At 66.1% G+C, this 12,788-nt stretch carries 14 protein-coding genes; all 14 read right to left on the bottom strand.

Annotated elements, in window-relative coordinates; all coding sequences use genetic code 11:
- Positions 1-38: 38 nt before the first annotated feature.
- Positions 39-992, bottom strand: coding sequence for a polyprenyl synthetase family protein (locus HKW67_RS05015; protein ID WP_171224348.1), 954 nt, complete (start codon positions 990-992; stop codon positions 39-41).
- Complete coding sequence (gene xseB, locus HKW67_RS05010) at positions 958-1,170, bottom strand: exodeoxyribonuclease VII small subunit (protein ID WP_171224347.1); 213 nt, start codon at positions 1,168-1,170, stop codon at positions 958-960. Before xseB ends, HKW67_RS05015 begins: the two co-directional genes overlap by 35 nt.
- The gene (xseA, locus tag HKW67_RS05005) at positions 1,167-2,408 is read right to left on the bottom strand and encodes an exodeoxyribonuclease VII large subunit (protein WP_171224346.1); all 1,242 of its coding nucleotides are present in this window, start codon (positions 2,406-2,408) and stop codon (positions 1,167-1,169) included. The genes xseB and xseA overlap by 4 nt, the downstream gene beginning before the upstream one ends.
- 5 nt (positions 2,409-2,413) lie before the next feature.
- The gene (locus HKW67_RS05000) at positions 2,414-3,298 is read right to left on the bottom strand and encodes a bifunctional 5,10-methylenetetrahydrofolate dehydrogenase/5,10-methenyltetrahydrofolate cyclohydrolase (RefSeq protein ID WP_171224345.1); all 885 of its coding nucleotides are present in this window, start codon (positions 3,296-3,298) and stop codon (positions 2,414-2,416) included.
- Positions 3,288-4,874 carry a ribonuclease Y gene (rny, locus tag HKW67_RS04995; protein ID WP_171224344.1) on the bottom strand — a complete coding sequence of 529 codons (1,587 nt, stop codon included), beginning with the start codon at positions 4,872-4,874 and terminating at the stop codon, positions 3,288-3,290. Before rny ends, HKW67_RS05000 begins: the two co-directional genes overlap by 11 nt.
- A 250-nt stretch (positions 4,875-5,124) precedes the next feature.
- The gene (locus HKW67_RS04990; protein ID WP_171224343.1) at positions 5,125-5,436 is read right to left on the bottom strand and encodes a cell division protein ZapA; all 312 of its coding nucleotides are present in this window, start codon (positions 5,434-5,436) and stop codon (positions 5,125-5,127) included.
- Positions 5,433-5,873, bottom strand: coding sequence for a hypothetical protein (locus tag HKW67_RS04985; protein ID WP_171224342.1), 441 nt, complete (start codon positions 5,871-5,873; stop codon positions 5,433-5,435). The genes HKW67_RS04990 and HKW67_RS04985 overlap by 4 nt, the downstream gene beginning before the upstream one ends.
- The gene (pheT, locus tag HKW67_RS04980) at positions 5,863-8,304 is read right to left on the bottom strand and encodes a phenylalanine--tRNA ligase subunit beta (RefSeq protein WP_171224341.1); all 2,442 of its coding nucleotides are present in this window, start codon (positions 8,302-8,304) and stop codon (positions 5,863-5,865) included. The genes HKW67_RS04985 and pheT overlap by 11 nt, the downstream gene beginning before the upstream one ends.
- A complete protein-coding gene (pheS, locus tag HKW67_RS04975) occupies positions 8,301-9,311 on the bottom strand; it encodes a phenylalanine--tRNA ligase subunit alpha (protein WP_171224340.1) in 1,011 nt (336 codons plus the stop codon). The genes pheT and pheS overlap by 4 nt, the downstream gene beginning before the upstream one ends.
- Positions 9,312-9,455: 144 nt before the next feature.
- Positions 9,456-9,830 carry a 50S ribosomal protein L20 gene (rplT, locus tag HKW67_RS04970; RefSeq protein WP_171224339.1) on the bottom strand — a complete coding sequence of 125 codons (375 nt, stop codon included), beginning with the start codon at positions 9,828-9,830 and terminating at the stop codon, positions 9,456-9,458.
- A gap of 9 nt (positions 9,831-9,839) precedes the next feature.
- Entirely contained in the window at positions 9,840-10,037 is a 198-nt protein-coding gene (gene rpmI, locus HKW67_RS04965) for a 50S ribosomal protein L35 (protein WP_171224338.1), read from the bottom strand.
- 66 nt (positions 10,038-10,103) lie between these two features.
- Positions 10,104-10,682, bottom strand: coding sequence for a translation initiation factor IF-3 (gene infC / locus HKW67_RS04960; RefSeq protein WP_171224337.1), 579 nt, complete (start codon positions 10,680-10,682; stop codon positions 10,104-10,106).
- 289 nt (positions 10,683-10,971) lie between these two features.
- Positions 10,972-11,847, bottom strand: a complete 876-nt coding sequence (locus HKW67_RS04955; RefSeq protein ID WP_171224336.1) for an MBL fold metallo-hydrolase — start codon at positions 11,845-11,847, stop codon at positions 10,972-10,974.
- The gene (locus HKW67_RS04950) at positions 11,844-12,764 is read right to left on the bottom strand and encodes a 3'-5' exonuclease (protein WP_171224335.1); all 921 of its coding nucleotides are present in this window, start codon (positions 12,762-12,764) and stop codon (positions 11,844-11,846) included. The genes HKW67_RS04955 and HKW67_RS04950 overlap by 4 nt, the downstream gene beginning before the upstream one ends.
- Between the last annotated feature and the right edge of the window lie 24 nt (positions 12,765-12,788).

The following is a 12,788-nucleotide window of genomic DNA, read 5'->3' as shown; positions in this document are numbered from 1 at the left end:
ACGGCAGCGGTACGGACTTCTCGAACAGCGGCGCCAGCCTACGAACGCCGTTCCACGATATAGCGAGCCAGCTGGTCGAGCGTGGGGGTCAGCAGCCCCTCGTCCGCCAGCGCACGACATGCTTCTTCGACTAACGCCACAGCGCGCTCAATCGCTCCATCCACGCCCAGAAGCGCGGGATAGGTGCTCTTGTGCAGCGCGATATCGCGCCCTGCCGTCTTCCCCAACTGATCGGTGGTCGCCGTGATGTCCAGCACATCGTCGGCGATCTGAAACGCGAGTCCGATGGCCGCGCCATACTGGGCCAGCGCCCGTCGGCGCGACTCGGACGCGAGCGCGGCGCGTGCCCCCAGTGTGACGGACGCCATGATCAGCGCACCCGTCTTGAGACGGTGCACTCGCTCCAGCGCCTCGAGTGTAAGGTGTACCCCTTCGGCCTCGAGATCGAGGAGCTGACCGCCGATCATCCCACCGGCACCGGAGGCGTCCATCAGATCGCGCACGATATCGCCGGAAACGGCATCGGAGAGGCCCATCGCCTTCGAGGCGTGCCAGGCGCTGCGCGCCGCCATCGGCACCATCGCCAATCCGGCGGCCGTCGCCACTGGCACCCCATACACCCGGTGCACCGTGGGTCGACCACGCCGGACGTCGTCGTCGTCCATGCACGGAAGGTCATCGTGCACCAGCGAATACGCGTGCACGACCTCGACCGAGGCCGCGAGGTCCCGGGCGTCGCCGGTGCCGCCACAGGCGCGGTAGGCCTCCATCAGGAGGATCGCGCGCAGTCGCTTCCCCTCCCCAAGGAGCGAGTACCGGATCGCCTCGGCGGTCAGCGGCGCGATGTCGCCGAGCCAGCGCGCGCAAAACGCGTCGAGCGCCTGCTGCACGGCGGCGCGTTCGGTCGCGAACGACGGCGCCGAGGTCTCAGTACTGGTTCCGACCGGCGTCATCGCGTCAGTCGCCCAGCTCGACGACCGAGAACGACCCATCGGCCGCCTCGACCAGCTGCTGTACGCGCGCATCGACCGTCTTGAGCGCCTCGCCCGCCGTGCGCAGATGGGTGATGCCTTCCTCGAAAAGGCGAAGCGCCTGCTCGAGATCGACGTCGTTGCGCTCGAGCTCGCGCACGATCTCCTCGAGGCGGGTCAGTGACTGTTCGAAGCTCATACGCCCTCCTCAGGTGGAAACCCTGGAACCGACTCGGGGAGCGAACGCCCCGTCCCGGCGATCGCCGACACAATGCCGTCCCGGAGCCACAGATCGAATGGGGCTCCCGATACGAACTGATCCCGTCCGCTCAAAGTAGCGCCCGCGGGCGTTCGCGCTACCGCAAAACCGCGCGCTAACGTGCTCAATGGTGAGAGCGCATGAAGCTGACCGGCCAGAGACTCGACACGGGAGCGACGACGCTCCACGATGCGCGTCGCGGCGAGCCCCAACCGCTTCTGCACCTGGGCCAGCGATGCGATGGCGCGCTCCTCACGCCGCCGCGCGGCGGCGGCCAGTCGATTTCCGAGCGACTCGACACGGGCGATGACTTCGCGACGCGACGGCACGGCCAGTTCGGCCGCGGCCGACGGCGTAGCCGCGCGCACGTCGGCCACCAGGTCACAGATGGTGACGTCGACCTCGTGGCCAACGGCCGAGATCGTGGGGATCGGACACGCCGCTAGTGCCCGGGCCACGCGCTCGTCGTTGAACGCCCACAAGTCCTCGCGTGCACCGCCTCCACGTCCGATGATGAGCACGTCGGCGTCCTGCCAACGGCTCACGCGTTCGATCGCGGCCACGAGTGATTCCGGCGCGCCCTCGCCCTGTACCTTGGCGGCGACGATCACGATCTCCACGTCGGCGCTGCGCGCGCGCGCGACGGTGATGATGTCATGCATCGCCGCGCCATCGGGGCTCGTGATCACGGCGATGCGCCGCGGGAACGCCGGCAGCGCGCGCTTGCGGGCGGGATCGAGGAGCCCGTCCTTCTCGAGGCTCAGGCGCGTACGTTCGAGCGCCTTGCGCCACAGACCATCGCCTTCGGCCTCGAGCGCGCGCACGGAAAATTGCAGATCGCCGCGTACCGGCCAGACCGTCATCTGACCGTAGGCGAGCACCTGCATGCCGTCATCGGGCGGCGCCGGAATGCGCTTGGCGGCCGAACTCCAGATCACGCACTTCACCTGCGCCTCGGCGTCGCGCAAGGCGAAATACCAATGCCCGTTCCGATGCGCCTTGAAATCGCTGACCTCACCGCGCACCCACAACGGTGGAAACGCCCCCTCGATCAGATCCTTGGCCGCACTCGTGAGCGTGTGCACGGCGATCGCCGATTCCGGCGCGCTGCCCGGTGCTTCGTCGGAGGGCACCGGCGGTCCGTAGCTCTGATATCCGCTCGCGCGGCGCCCAGCCATGCGACTCAGCTCACCGTGCGTTCGGCCGCACGCACCGTGTTGCGGAGCAACATCGCGATGGTCATCGGCCCGACACCACCGGGAACGGGCGTGATACGTGACGCGACTTCCGCGGCGCTCGCGAAATGCACGTCGCCGCACAAGCGACTCCCTTTCGCGCGCGTGGCGTCGGGCACGCTGTTCATGCCGACGTCGATCACCACCGCCCCGGGCTTGATCATGTCACCCGTGATCATCTCGGCGCGGCCCGCCGCTACGATCAAGATGTCGGCACGACGCGTGTGCGACGCCAGGTCTTTCGTACGGCTATGACAGATCGTCACCGTGGCATCACCACCGGCCCGTGCCTGCACGAGCAGCGCGGCCATCGGCTTACCGACGATGTTGCTGCGGCCGACCACCACTACTTCGGCGCCGCGCGTCTCTACGCCGCTCCGCAGCAGCATCTCGATCACGCCCGCCGGTGTGCAGGACACAAAGCCGTCAGTGTGTCCGATCAGCAGCTTGCCCACGTTCTCCGGGTGGAAGCCATCCACATCCTTGTCGGGGCGGATATGTCGGATCACCGTATCCGGATCGATGTGCTTGGGGAGGGGCATCTGCACGAGGATCCCGTGCACCGCCGCGTCGCCGTTGAGCTGCGTGATGAGCGACAGCAACGCGTCCTGCGTCGTGTCGGCGGGCAGACGAATGGTGCCGCCCGCCATGCCAGCCTCGCGAGACGCCTTCTCCTTGGCTCCCACGTAGGTCGCACTGGCCATATCGTCGCCGACGAGTACGACGGTGAGGCCCGGCACTACACCACGTTCGCGCAGTCCGGCGACGTCGCGCGCCACGTCGGCGCGCACGCTCGCTGCAATCGCCTTTCCGTCGATCAGTTCAGCGCGCAAAATCCACCGCCCGGCTCTCTCGGATGACCACGACTTTGATCTGCCCCGGATACTGGAGCTCGGACTCGATGCGACGCGCAATCTCTTCGGAGAGCGCGGTCATCCGCGTGTCGTCCACCTGTTCCGGCGTGACAACGACGCGGATCTCTCGGCCGGCCTGGATCGCAAACACCCGCTCCACGCCGCGATAGCTCGAGGCGATCTTCTCCAGTCCTTCCAGCCGCTTCACGTAGGTCTCGAAAGCCTCGCGCCGCGCACCGGGGCGCGACCCGGAAATACTGTCGCCGGCCTGCACGAGCACCGACACCTCACTCTCGTGCGGCACGTCGTCGTGGTGGGCCGCAATGCAATTCACCACCAACGGATTCTCGCCGTACTTGGTGGCGACTTCGACGCCGAGCTGGACGTGCGTGCCTTCGTGCTCATGCGTGAGCACTTTGCCGATGTCGTGCAACAGCGCGCCGCGCTTGGCGAGCGCGACATCCAGCCCGAGCTCGGCGGCCATCATGCCGGCCAGCCACGCGACTTCTTTCGAATGCGACAGGATGTTCTGGCCGTAGCTGGTACGCCACTTCATGCGGCCGATGAGCTTGATGAGTTCGGGATGCAATCCCGCCACACCGACGTCGTAGGCGGCTTGTTCACCGGTTTCGATGATCGCGACTTCGACCTCCTTGCGCGCCTTCGCGACCACTTCTTCGATGCGCCCCGGATGGATGCGGCCGTCGCTCACGAGCTTCTCGAGAGCGAGGCGTGCCGTTTCGCGCCGAACCGGATCGAAGCAGGACACCACCACGGTGTCCGGCGTGTCATCGATGATCACGTCCACGCCGGTCGCCAGTTCGAAGGCGCGGATGTTCCGTCCCTCGCGGCCGATGATGCGTCCCTTCATCTCGTCATTCGGCAGCGAAACGGCCGACACCGTGCTCTCGGCCGTCGTTTCGGCAGCGACACGTTGCACCGCGAGCGCCACGATCTTCTTGGCCTCCCGGTCCGCGTTGCGCTTGGCCGACTCGCGAATCTCGCGCAGCCGACTCGCTGCGTCAGCCAGCGCTTCGTCTTCAAGCCGACGAATCAGCTCGGCCTTCGCCTGGTCAGCGCTGAGGCCCGCCAACTGTTCGAGTTTGCGACGTTCGTCCGCGATGAGCTTGTCGAGGTCCTGCTCCTTCGACGTGGCCACCGTCTCTCGTCGCCCGAGCTCGGATCCCCGCCGCTGTACTTCCTGTTCGCGGCTCTCGAGTGACTCGCGAGCACGGTCGAGCTGGGCTTCGCGCTCGAGCACCCGCTTCTCCTCGCGCTCGAGCTCGACGCGACGTTGCCGCACATCCTGCTCGTGCGACTCCCGGAGCTGAAGTACTTCCTCCTTACCTGCGACGATCGCGCCCCGCCTGAGCGTTTCCGCTTCGCGTTTCGCCTCATCAATGACGCGCACCGCGCCCTCTTCGGCGACGACGAGCGCTCGCTGTTGTTCGGTCGTCTCCACCTTACGCCACGACTGTCGTCCGACAACGTACGCGACGACAGCCGCGACAAACCCAAGGGCGCCAACTAGCGCCGCTGCGGGAATCTCGCCCATGAGGATCTATGCTCCACCGCGGTTGAGCGCGGGTTCTTGATCGTTTTCCAGCGGATCTATCGTGCGCACGGCACGGGCGACTATCACGATGCGCCGCGGCCGGCGGAGAGGGAGCGACCTCCGCTGCCGCGGCACAGGGGTGCGCGCATGCCGTTGACTTTCAGAACGTACGGACGCGTCGGGGCACCCGCAACGGGGAGCATCAGACGACGGCCGTCCCGCCCGCTCATTTCCGCGGACGAGCCGTTTCTCAGACCGGATTGCCGTCCTCGCCACGCTTGGCGGGAGGAAGCAGCGGGCGAATGTCAGCGGCCAGCTGTCGGATATCCGTCGACAGCAACTCGACGGCCGCGCGCTCACGGAAGAGCTCATCCGTGATCTGCAGCGCGGCCAGGATCGCCGCCTTCTGCGTCTCCATCGTGGAACCGCCACCCATGATGGCCCGGATCGTTCGGTCCACGTGTTCGGCCACCGCTTTGGTGTGCTCCGGTGATGCCTCAGTGCGGAGGGTGTACTCCTCGCCGACGATCCGGACTTTGACGACAAGCTTGCTGTCGATCACCGCTCCGCTCCGTGCCCGATCTGCTGACGGAGAAAGCGCACCCGCTCTCCGAGTTGCGTGGTTTTCTCCCCGGCCTCGGCGAGGCGAGTCCGCAACCGCTCATTCTCACGGGCCAGTTCGCTGTCGACCGCCTGCGGCGTAGCGGCCTCCGCCGCCGCCGCGAAGGCTGCTTGCACGCGAACCACTTCAGCCTTGGCCAGCTCAGCCTTGGCTTCCAGTTCCCGAACCTTGGCCTCGAGCAGTGCCCGCGCCTGATTCGATCGCTGTCCATCCGCCCGAACCTCGATCAGCGTCCCGTCACGCTCCGCCACCAGCTGCTCGAGCTCACGCGTACGCGACTCGGCCGACAGCGCACGCCGGCGGTACCCCGCCAGCTGGTCGCTGAGGTTACGAACGAGCGTATCGAGTTCGCGAAACGCGGCGGTTTCAGGACGCACGAGGACGGATACCGAGTTCCTTGTCGAGGAGATCCAGCAGGCGGGCGCGCCGACCTTCGATTTCCTTGTCCCGCAGGGTGCGCTCCGGATGCCGGAACGTCAACCGCCACCCCAGGCTCCGATGGGCCTCTGGCACACCGGCTCCACGGAATTCGTCGAACAGCGTGACCTGTTCGAGCAGTTCACCACCGGCACTGCGCAGCGCCTGCTCGACCGTCGCGGCGGCAACGCCGTCCGGTACCAACAACGCGAGATCGATTTCGGCCGCCGGCGTGGTCGGAAGCGCCGAGAAGCGGACGCCCGCCGAAGCCGGGGATTGACGCTCCACCGGACTGGTATCATGCCCGTTGGCGCGCGGCGCCGCCACGTCGGCCGAGGGCATTACACCCAACGTGACTTCGATCCCGAAGGCCTCACTGGCCCACACCGGCCGGTCGAGGGCGACAGTCTCGACACGACCGACCTCTCCCCGTCCTTCGACGGCAAGCGTCCAGATGGCAGGCGTCGATCCGGCCACGACCGTGGCCGACTGGCCGGGGAAGGCCGCCGAAAGCACGCGCACGGCAATCTCCTTCGCGTCCCACAGGTCGAACGCCGGCGGCTGCGGCTCCGTAAAATGGGCCGGACGACGACTGCCCATAATCAGGGCGCCGACACGGACTTCCTCACGCGGGAGTCGGTCCGCTGTGCCGATGAAGACGTTGCCAACCTCGAACAACCGCAGGTTGCCCTGCATCCGCGTGAGGTTGTACTCCGCACGTCGGGCCAGCGTGTCGATGATCGACGCGCGCAAGAACGGTTCGTCATCGGCCAGGGGATTGCGCACGCGCGGCGTATGCTCGTCTCCAGTGCTGGTGAACGGCATCGGTCGCGTCTCGGCGAGTCCCATACCCACCAACAGATCACGGACCCGTCGACCGGCGAGATGCAGCGGATGATCGGGTGCATTGCCCGGCCGGAACGGCCGCAATTCGTCGGGCAGTGTATCGAATCCAACGAGTCGCGCGACTTCTTCGATCAGGTCCACTTCGATGAGCAGATCATGTCGCCACGTGGGCGGCGTGACGACCAAACCGTGGGCGTCTTCGACGACGGTGCAGCCGAGTGACTCCAAGCGATGGCGAATCTCCGACGGCGCCACGACGACACCCAAGACGCGCGCGAGCCGTGACGGACGCACCGTCACCGCACTGCGCGCGGCCATTGGCGCACCCACGTCGATGAACTCGACGACCTGACCACCGGCGACCTGCGTGATGAGCGCGGCGGCCGTGCGCGCCACCTCGAGCGTGTTGCCGCCGTCGATACCGCGTTCGAAGCGATACGAGGCATCGGTAGATAAATTGACGGCGCGACGTACCCGACGCACGAATCGCGGCTCGAAGACGGCGACTTCCAACAGCACGTCCGTCGTGGTGGCCGTAACTTCGCTGTCGAGCCCACCCATCAAACCGGCCAGGGCGACCGGACGTTCGCCGTCGCAGATCACCGTCGTTCCGGCCGTGAGCGACCGCATCGTGCCATCAAGCGTCACGATCGATTCACCATCGATCGTTGGCCGCACCACGATACCCTTGCCCGCCAGCTTGGCGAGATCGAAGGCATGCACGGGCTGACCGAGGCCGTGCAGCACATAGTTGGTGGCATCGACGACGTTGCTGATGCTGCGCTGTCCGATGCTCTCGAGCCGCTGGCGCAGCCAATCGGGACTCGGGCCGACCTGGACGCCGGTAATCACTGCCGCGACGTACCGCGGACAGCTGACGGCATCGTCGATCCGTACCGTCGCCTGCGCGCCGGCGGCACTCGACGGGGCACCGTGCACCGGCACATTGGGCGCGGCCGACGCGATCTCGGCGGGACGCTCGGACATCGGCACGCCAAGCACGGCGGCGACTTCGCGCGCCACGCCGACATGCGACAGCAGATCGGGGCGATTCGGCAACACGTCGAGATCGAGTCGTGCATCGGCAATCGGCAGCACGTCGAGCAACGGTGTGCCCGGCGCGGCGTCGGTCTCGAGCGCGAGGATGCCGTCGTGCTCCTGACCGAGGCCGAGCTCACGCGACGAGCAGAGCATCCCGTTGCTCGTCTCGCCGCGAATCTTACGCTTTTCGATCTTGAGGCCACCCGGCATGATCGTGCCGGTGCGTGCGAACGGATACTTGGTGCCGACCACGACATTCGGCGCGCCGCAGACGACATCGAGCAGCGTCCCGCTGCCATCGTCCACTTTGGTCACCCACAGATGATCGGAATTGGGATGGCGCCCGGCTTCGACGACCTGCGCGACGACGAACGACGCGAGTTCGGCACCGAGCCGCTCGATGTGGTCTAGCGTGACACAGTGTCGGCTGAGCGCATCACCGATGTCCTGCGCGGAACGCGTGTGCGGCACGAACTGTTTGAGCCATTCATGAGAAACGATCATCGCGCGAACTGCTCCAGGAAACGGACGTCGGAATCGTACAGAACACGGATGTCGCTGATGTCGTAGCGCGACATCGCAATGCGCGCCGGTCCCATACCGAACGCCCATCCGGTGAACTTCTCGCTGTCGAGGCCTGCGTCCTCGAGCACATGCGGGTGCACCATACCACAGCCGAGGATCTCGACCCAACGCAGACCCTTGCCGTCGTTCAGATCCACTTCGACATCCATCTGCGCGCCCGGCTCGACGAACGGAAAATACGACGGACCGAAGCGTACGCGACGCGAGGCGCCGTAGAACCGACGCGCGAACTCGGCGAGTGTGGCCTTGAGATCCACGAACGAAATGCCTTCGTCCACGGCCAGTCCTTCCAACTGCATGAACGCCGGCGCGTGTGTCGCGTCGAAGAAGTCGCGGCGATACACCTGCCCTGGTGCGAGCACGCGCACCGGCGGCTTGTACGTCTGCAGCGTACGCACTTGCACCGGCGACGTGTGTGTGCGCAGCAGCGTGTCCTTTCCGAGGTACAACGTGTCGTGCAGCTCCATCGCCGGGTGATCGGGCGGGAAGTTGAGCGCGCCGAAGTTGTACCACTCCGTTTCCGCTTCCGGCCCGAGGGCGATGGTGAATCCGAGCTCGCGGAAGATCTCGCAGATCTCGTCGATCACGAGCGTGACCGGATGCAACGAGCCACGCCACATGCCGCGCGCCGGCATCGTCGCGTCGAACGTCGAGACACCGGCCGCCGAGGCCTGTCGCGCCGCGAAGACGTCGAGTGCTTCCTGGATGCCCTGCTTGAGCGTGTTGAACGCCGTACCGGCGGCGCGGCGATCTTCGGCTGGCAGCGCGCGGAGGGCGCCCTGGAGCGCGGCGAGCCGGTCATCCTTCAGGGCGTTGAGCTGCCCCTTGGCCGCGTCGAGGCGCGTGTCGGGTTCGAGCCCGTCAAGGAGCGCACGCGCGTCCTGCGCGAGGGCATTCGCCTGGGCGAGGTACTCGGAAAGTTGCACGAGACGAAATCGGAAATCGGGGGATCGCGACGGGTGGCGGAGCGAGTCCGCCGCGGATGCACGAAGGGCCGACATCGCGTCGATGCCGGCCCTACAACTTAACCACGAACGGCGCAGCCGTTCACGGCGTGCTGCACGTGTTCGTTACGCGGCAGCCGTGTTGGCCTCGATCGCCTTGCGAACCTGCTCGGCGATGAGCGCGAACGCTTCCGGCTCGCGCACGGCGAGGTCGGCGAGGACCTTACGGTCGATCTCGATACCCGCGGCGTGGAGGCCGTTGATGAACACGCTGTACGACATGTCGTGCATGCGGGCGGCGGCGTTGATACGCACGATCCAGAGGCGACGGAAGTCGCGCTTCTTGTTCTTGCGATCGCGGTACGCGTAGCGCCAGCCACGCTCCACGGTTTCCTTGGCGGCCTTCCAGAGCTTGGACCGGCCACCAAAGGCACCCTTGGCGTGCTTGAGGATCTGCTTCTTCCGCTTGAGGCGGACGACGTTGGATTTTACGCGGGGCATAGTAGGTCCTCAGGCCAGGATAAGACGCTTGATACGCTTCACTTCGCCGTTGGTCGCGACGATCGTCGGACGGCGGAGATTGCGCTTACGCTTCGACGTCTTCTTGGTCAGGATGTGGCTCTTGTAGGCCTTCAGACGCCGCACCTTCCCCGATCCCGTCACGGTGAAGCGCTTCTTGGCGCCGCTGTGGGTCTTCATCTTCGGCATATTCTGCTCACGGCTACGGTCAACCGCTCCGATGCGGAAGCGGCCCTGCATGCGATCACGCGCTGACTACTTCGGCGCGAGAATCATCGTCATCGATTTTCCTTCCATGGACGGCGAGCTCTCGATCTTGGCAAGATCGGCCAGTTCCTGTGACACCCGATCGACCACCTGTCTGCCAAGCTCAGGATGCGCGATCTGTCGGCCACGGAACATCAGCGTCACCTTCACTTTGTTGCCCTCTTCGAGGAATCGCCGCGCGTGGCGGGTCTTCGTCTCGAAGTCGTGATCATCGATGCCCGGCCGGTACTTGACCTCTTTCAGATGAATCACGTGCTGTTTCTTCTTCGCGATCCGAGCCTGCTTGGCCTGCTCGAACTTGAACTTCCCGAAGTCCATGATGCGGACCACGGGCGGCCGCGCCGCAGCCGCCACTTCGACGAGATCCAGCCCCTGCTCGACTGCCTGGGCGAGCGCCACGTCGACTTCCATGATACCGAGCTGACTTCCGTCGGCGCCGATCACGCGAACGGGGCTGATCCGGATCTGCCGGTTCACCCGTGGCGGACGCTTCGTCGAATCCTGAATAGGCCGTGCTCCAGTAGAAGAAACAGAAAACGCGAACCCCTGGAGGAGTCCGCGTCGCATACCGTGCAGCTCCCAGCCCGACACCCAATACGGGCGCGAACGAGAGACACGGTGTCGATCGACTCCAGCAGCACACCTCCGCAGGGCTGAGCCTGACGCGAGGGCCGAAGGGTGGGACCGGCGTCGCTGCCGGCCCGCTTCTCAATTGTGAACACGGAATCGCTTCCACGTTCGAACCTGCCGAATAGCTGCTACGGCAGAGATAACCTCAGAAACGTAGACACCATCGGCACAACGTCAAGGGGCACCGCCGGTTCCGCACGCGATTCACCCTGGATTCAGTCCGAACTCACTCCGCCAGCTGGTAGCTCTTGCCGTCGTGCATCACCCGTCCGAATCCCACCGACGCGTCGTGCTCGAAGATCAGGAGCCAGTCGTCGCGCAGGGCGTCGGCCAACAAGGCCCGCTTGGACTCGAGCGTGACCAACGGCTCCACATCGTACCCCATGATCCAAGGGAGCGGCAGGTGGTGCGAGGTGGGAACGACGTCGCCCAGAAAGCACGCCGTCTCGCCGCCGGACTGCAGGATGACACTTTGATGATGCGGCGTGTGCCCCGGCGTCAGACGTACCGAAATGCCGGGAACGATCTCGCGATCGCCCGTGATGAAGTCAAATCGGTCGGCCGCCACGATCGACGCCCAGTTGGCCGGGAAATAGCTGGCGGAGGTCCGCTCGTTTGGATGCTCGGCGTAGGCACGCTCGCCGGCCTGGACGACGAATCGCGCGTTGGGGAACGTCGACTGCACGTCACCGGCGGGATTCCGCCAGGTGTTGCCGCCGGCATGGTCAAAATGGAGGTGCGTATTGATCACGAGCCGCACGTCGTCCGGCGTGAACCCCGCCTCCCGGATCCCATCCTCCAGGGCCGTGCGTCCTTCGGTGCCGTCGTTCTCAACGCCGTAGATCTCGTGGAACTTCGGATTCTCCTTGTTGCCCAGCCCGGTGTCGATCAGCACCAAACCGTCATCGTGCTCCACCAGCAGACAGCGCATGCCGAGCGGAATGCGGTTCTTGGCGTCGGACGCCAGGCGACGCTCCCAAAGCGTCTTGGGGACGACGCCGAACATGGCGCCGCCGTCGAGTTGCTGGCCGCCGGCCTGAATGGCGTGGATACGCCAGCGACCAAGCGTACGGGTGTCGAGCAACGGATGCGGGAAACTCACGCGATGTAATCCTCGGAAGCAGGAAGCGGGAACGCGCGACGGCGGCGATCGCTCGCGGTGAGTCGACGCTTGGCCGTGGGTGTGGACAACAGGCGCTCGAGCGCGGGCCAGGAGTCGACGCCTTCGTCTGCCGCGATGCGCAGCATCCGGACGAGCGCCTGCGCCGTCGCGACGGCGTCGCCCTCGGCCCGGTGCCTCGCTTCGATTTCGATGCCAAAGTAGCGCGTCACGTGGTCGAGCGACTTACGCGGCAGCGAAGGCAGCAGGACGCGCGCCAGCCGCACCGTGCAGAGCTTCGGGCCGGCCAGCAGATGACCGATGCCGCGGTCGAGTTCTTCGCCGACGAAGCGCCAGTCAAAGGCCGCGTTGTGGGCCGTGAAGACGTGGCCGGCGAGCCGTTCCACCACCGCGGGCGCGATCTCGCGAAACGTGGGCTGGTCGCGCACCATCTCCCACGAAATCCGCGTGAGCTGCGTGATGTACGGCGGAATCGGACGCTGCGGATTGACCAGTTGCGCGTAGACGTCGACGACCGCACCACCGCGCACCTGCGCGATCGCGATCTCCGTGATCTTGTCGCCAGCGATGGGGCTCGTCCCGGTGGTTTCCACGTCGACGACGGCGAAGTTCACATCGAGGAGTGAGCCGGACGGCGCGCTCTCGGAGCCGATGTCGTCGCGCCCGGGGCCGGTCGACACAGCGGACGCCGACGCCGGTGTCGCCGCCAGCGCCCAATGCCCGCTGGGCAGTCGGACGAACTCAGGGTGGCTGGAGAGTAGCGCGACGGCCATGCGTTCGGCGGCGTCGGCCTGCAGGCGATCGACCTTGCAGACGTCGCACATCAGCGTGACGGGGTCGAGGGGACCGGACGCCAATCGCTGAGCGGCGCGCGCCGAGAGCGTCGTGGGGCGAGACATATGGCGGAAGATAGCGAGCGGACG

It is taken from the genome of Gemmatimonas groenlandica, assembly GCF_013004105.1.
Lineage (GTDB): Bacteria > Gemmatimonadota > Gemmatimonadetes > Gemmatimonadales > Gemmatimonadaceae > Gemmatimonas > Gemmatimonas groenlandica.
The sequence above is the reverse complement of the archived record's forward strand: the minus strand, read 5'-3'. Positions and strand labels throughout refer to the sequence as shown.

Excerpts from the sequence above, each read along its gene's own strand:
- rny (WP_171224344.1), bottom strand. The coding sequence starts at position 4,874 with ATGGGCGAGATTCCCGCAGCGGCGCTAGTTGGCGCCCTTGGGTTTGTC.
- rpmI (WP_171224338.1), bottom strand. The coding sequence starts at position 10,037 with ATGCCGAAGATGAAGACCCACAGCGGCGCCAAGAAGCGCTTCACCGTG.
- pheT (WP_171224341.1), bottom strand. The coding sequence starts at position 8,304 with ATGATCGTTTCTCATGAATGGCTCAAACAGTTCGTGCCGCACACGCGT.
- HKW67_RS04950 (WP_171224335.1), bottom strand. The coding sequence starts at position 12,764 with ATGTCTCGCCCCACGACGCTCTCGGCGCGCGCCGCTCAGCGATTGGCG.
- infC (WP_171224337.1), bottom strand. The coding sequence starts at position 10,682 with ATGCGACGCGGACTCCTCCAGGGGTTCGCGTTTTCTGTTTCTTCTACT.
- xseA (WP_171224346.1), bottom strand. The coding sequence starts at position 2,408 with ATGGCTGGGCGCCGCGCGAGCGGATATCAGAGCTACGGACCGCCGGTG.
- xseB (WP_171224347.1), bottom strand. The coding sequence starts at position 1,170 with ATGAGCTTCGAACAGTCACTGACCCGCCTCGAGGAGATCGTGCGCGAG.
- rplT (WP_171224339.1), bottom strand. The coding sequence starts at position 9,830 with ATGCCCCGCGTAAAATCCAACGTCGTCCGCCTCAAGCGGAAGAAGCAG.
- HKW67_RS05015 (WP_171224348.1), bottom strand. The coding sequence starts at position 992 with ATGGGTCGTTCTCGGTCGTCGAGCTGGGCGACTGACGCGATGACGCCG.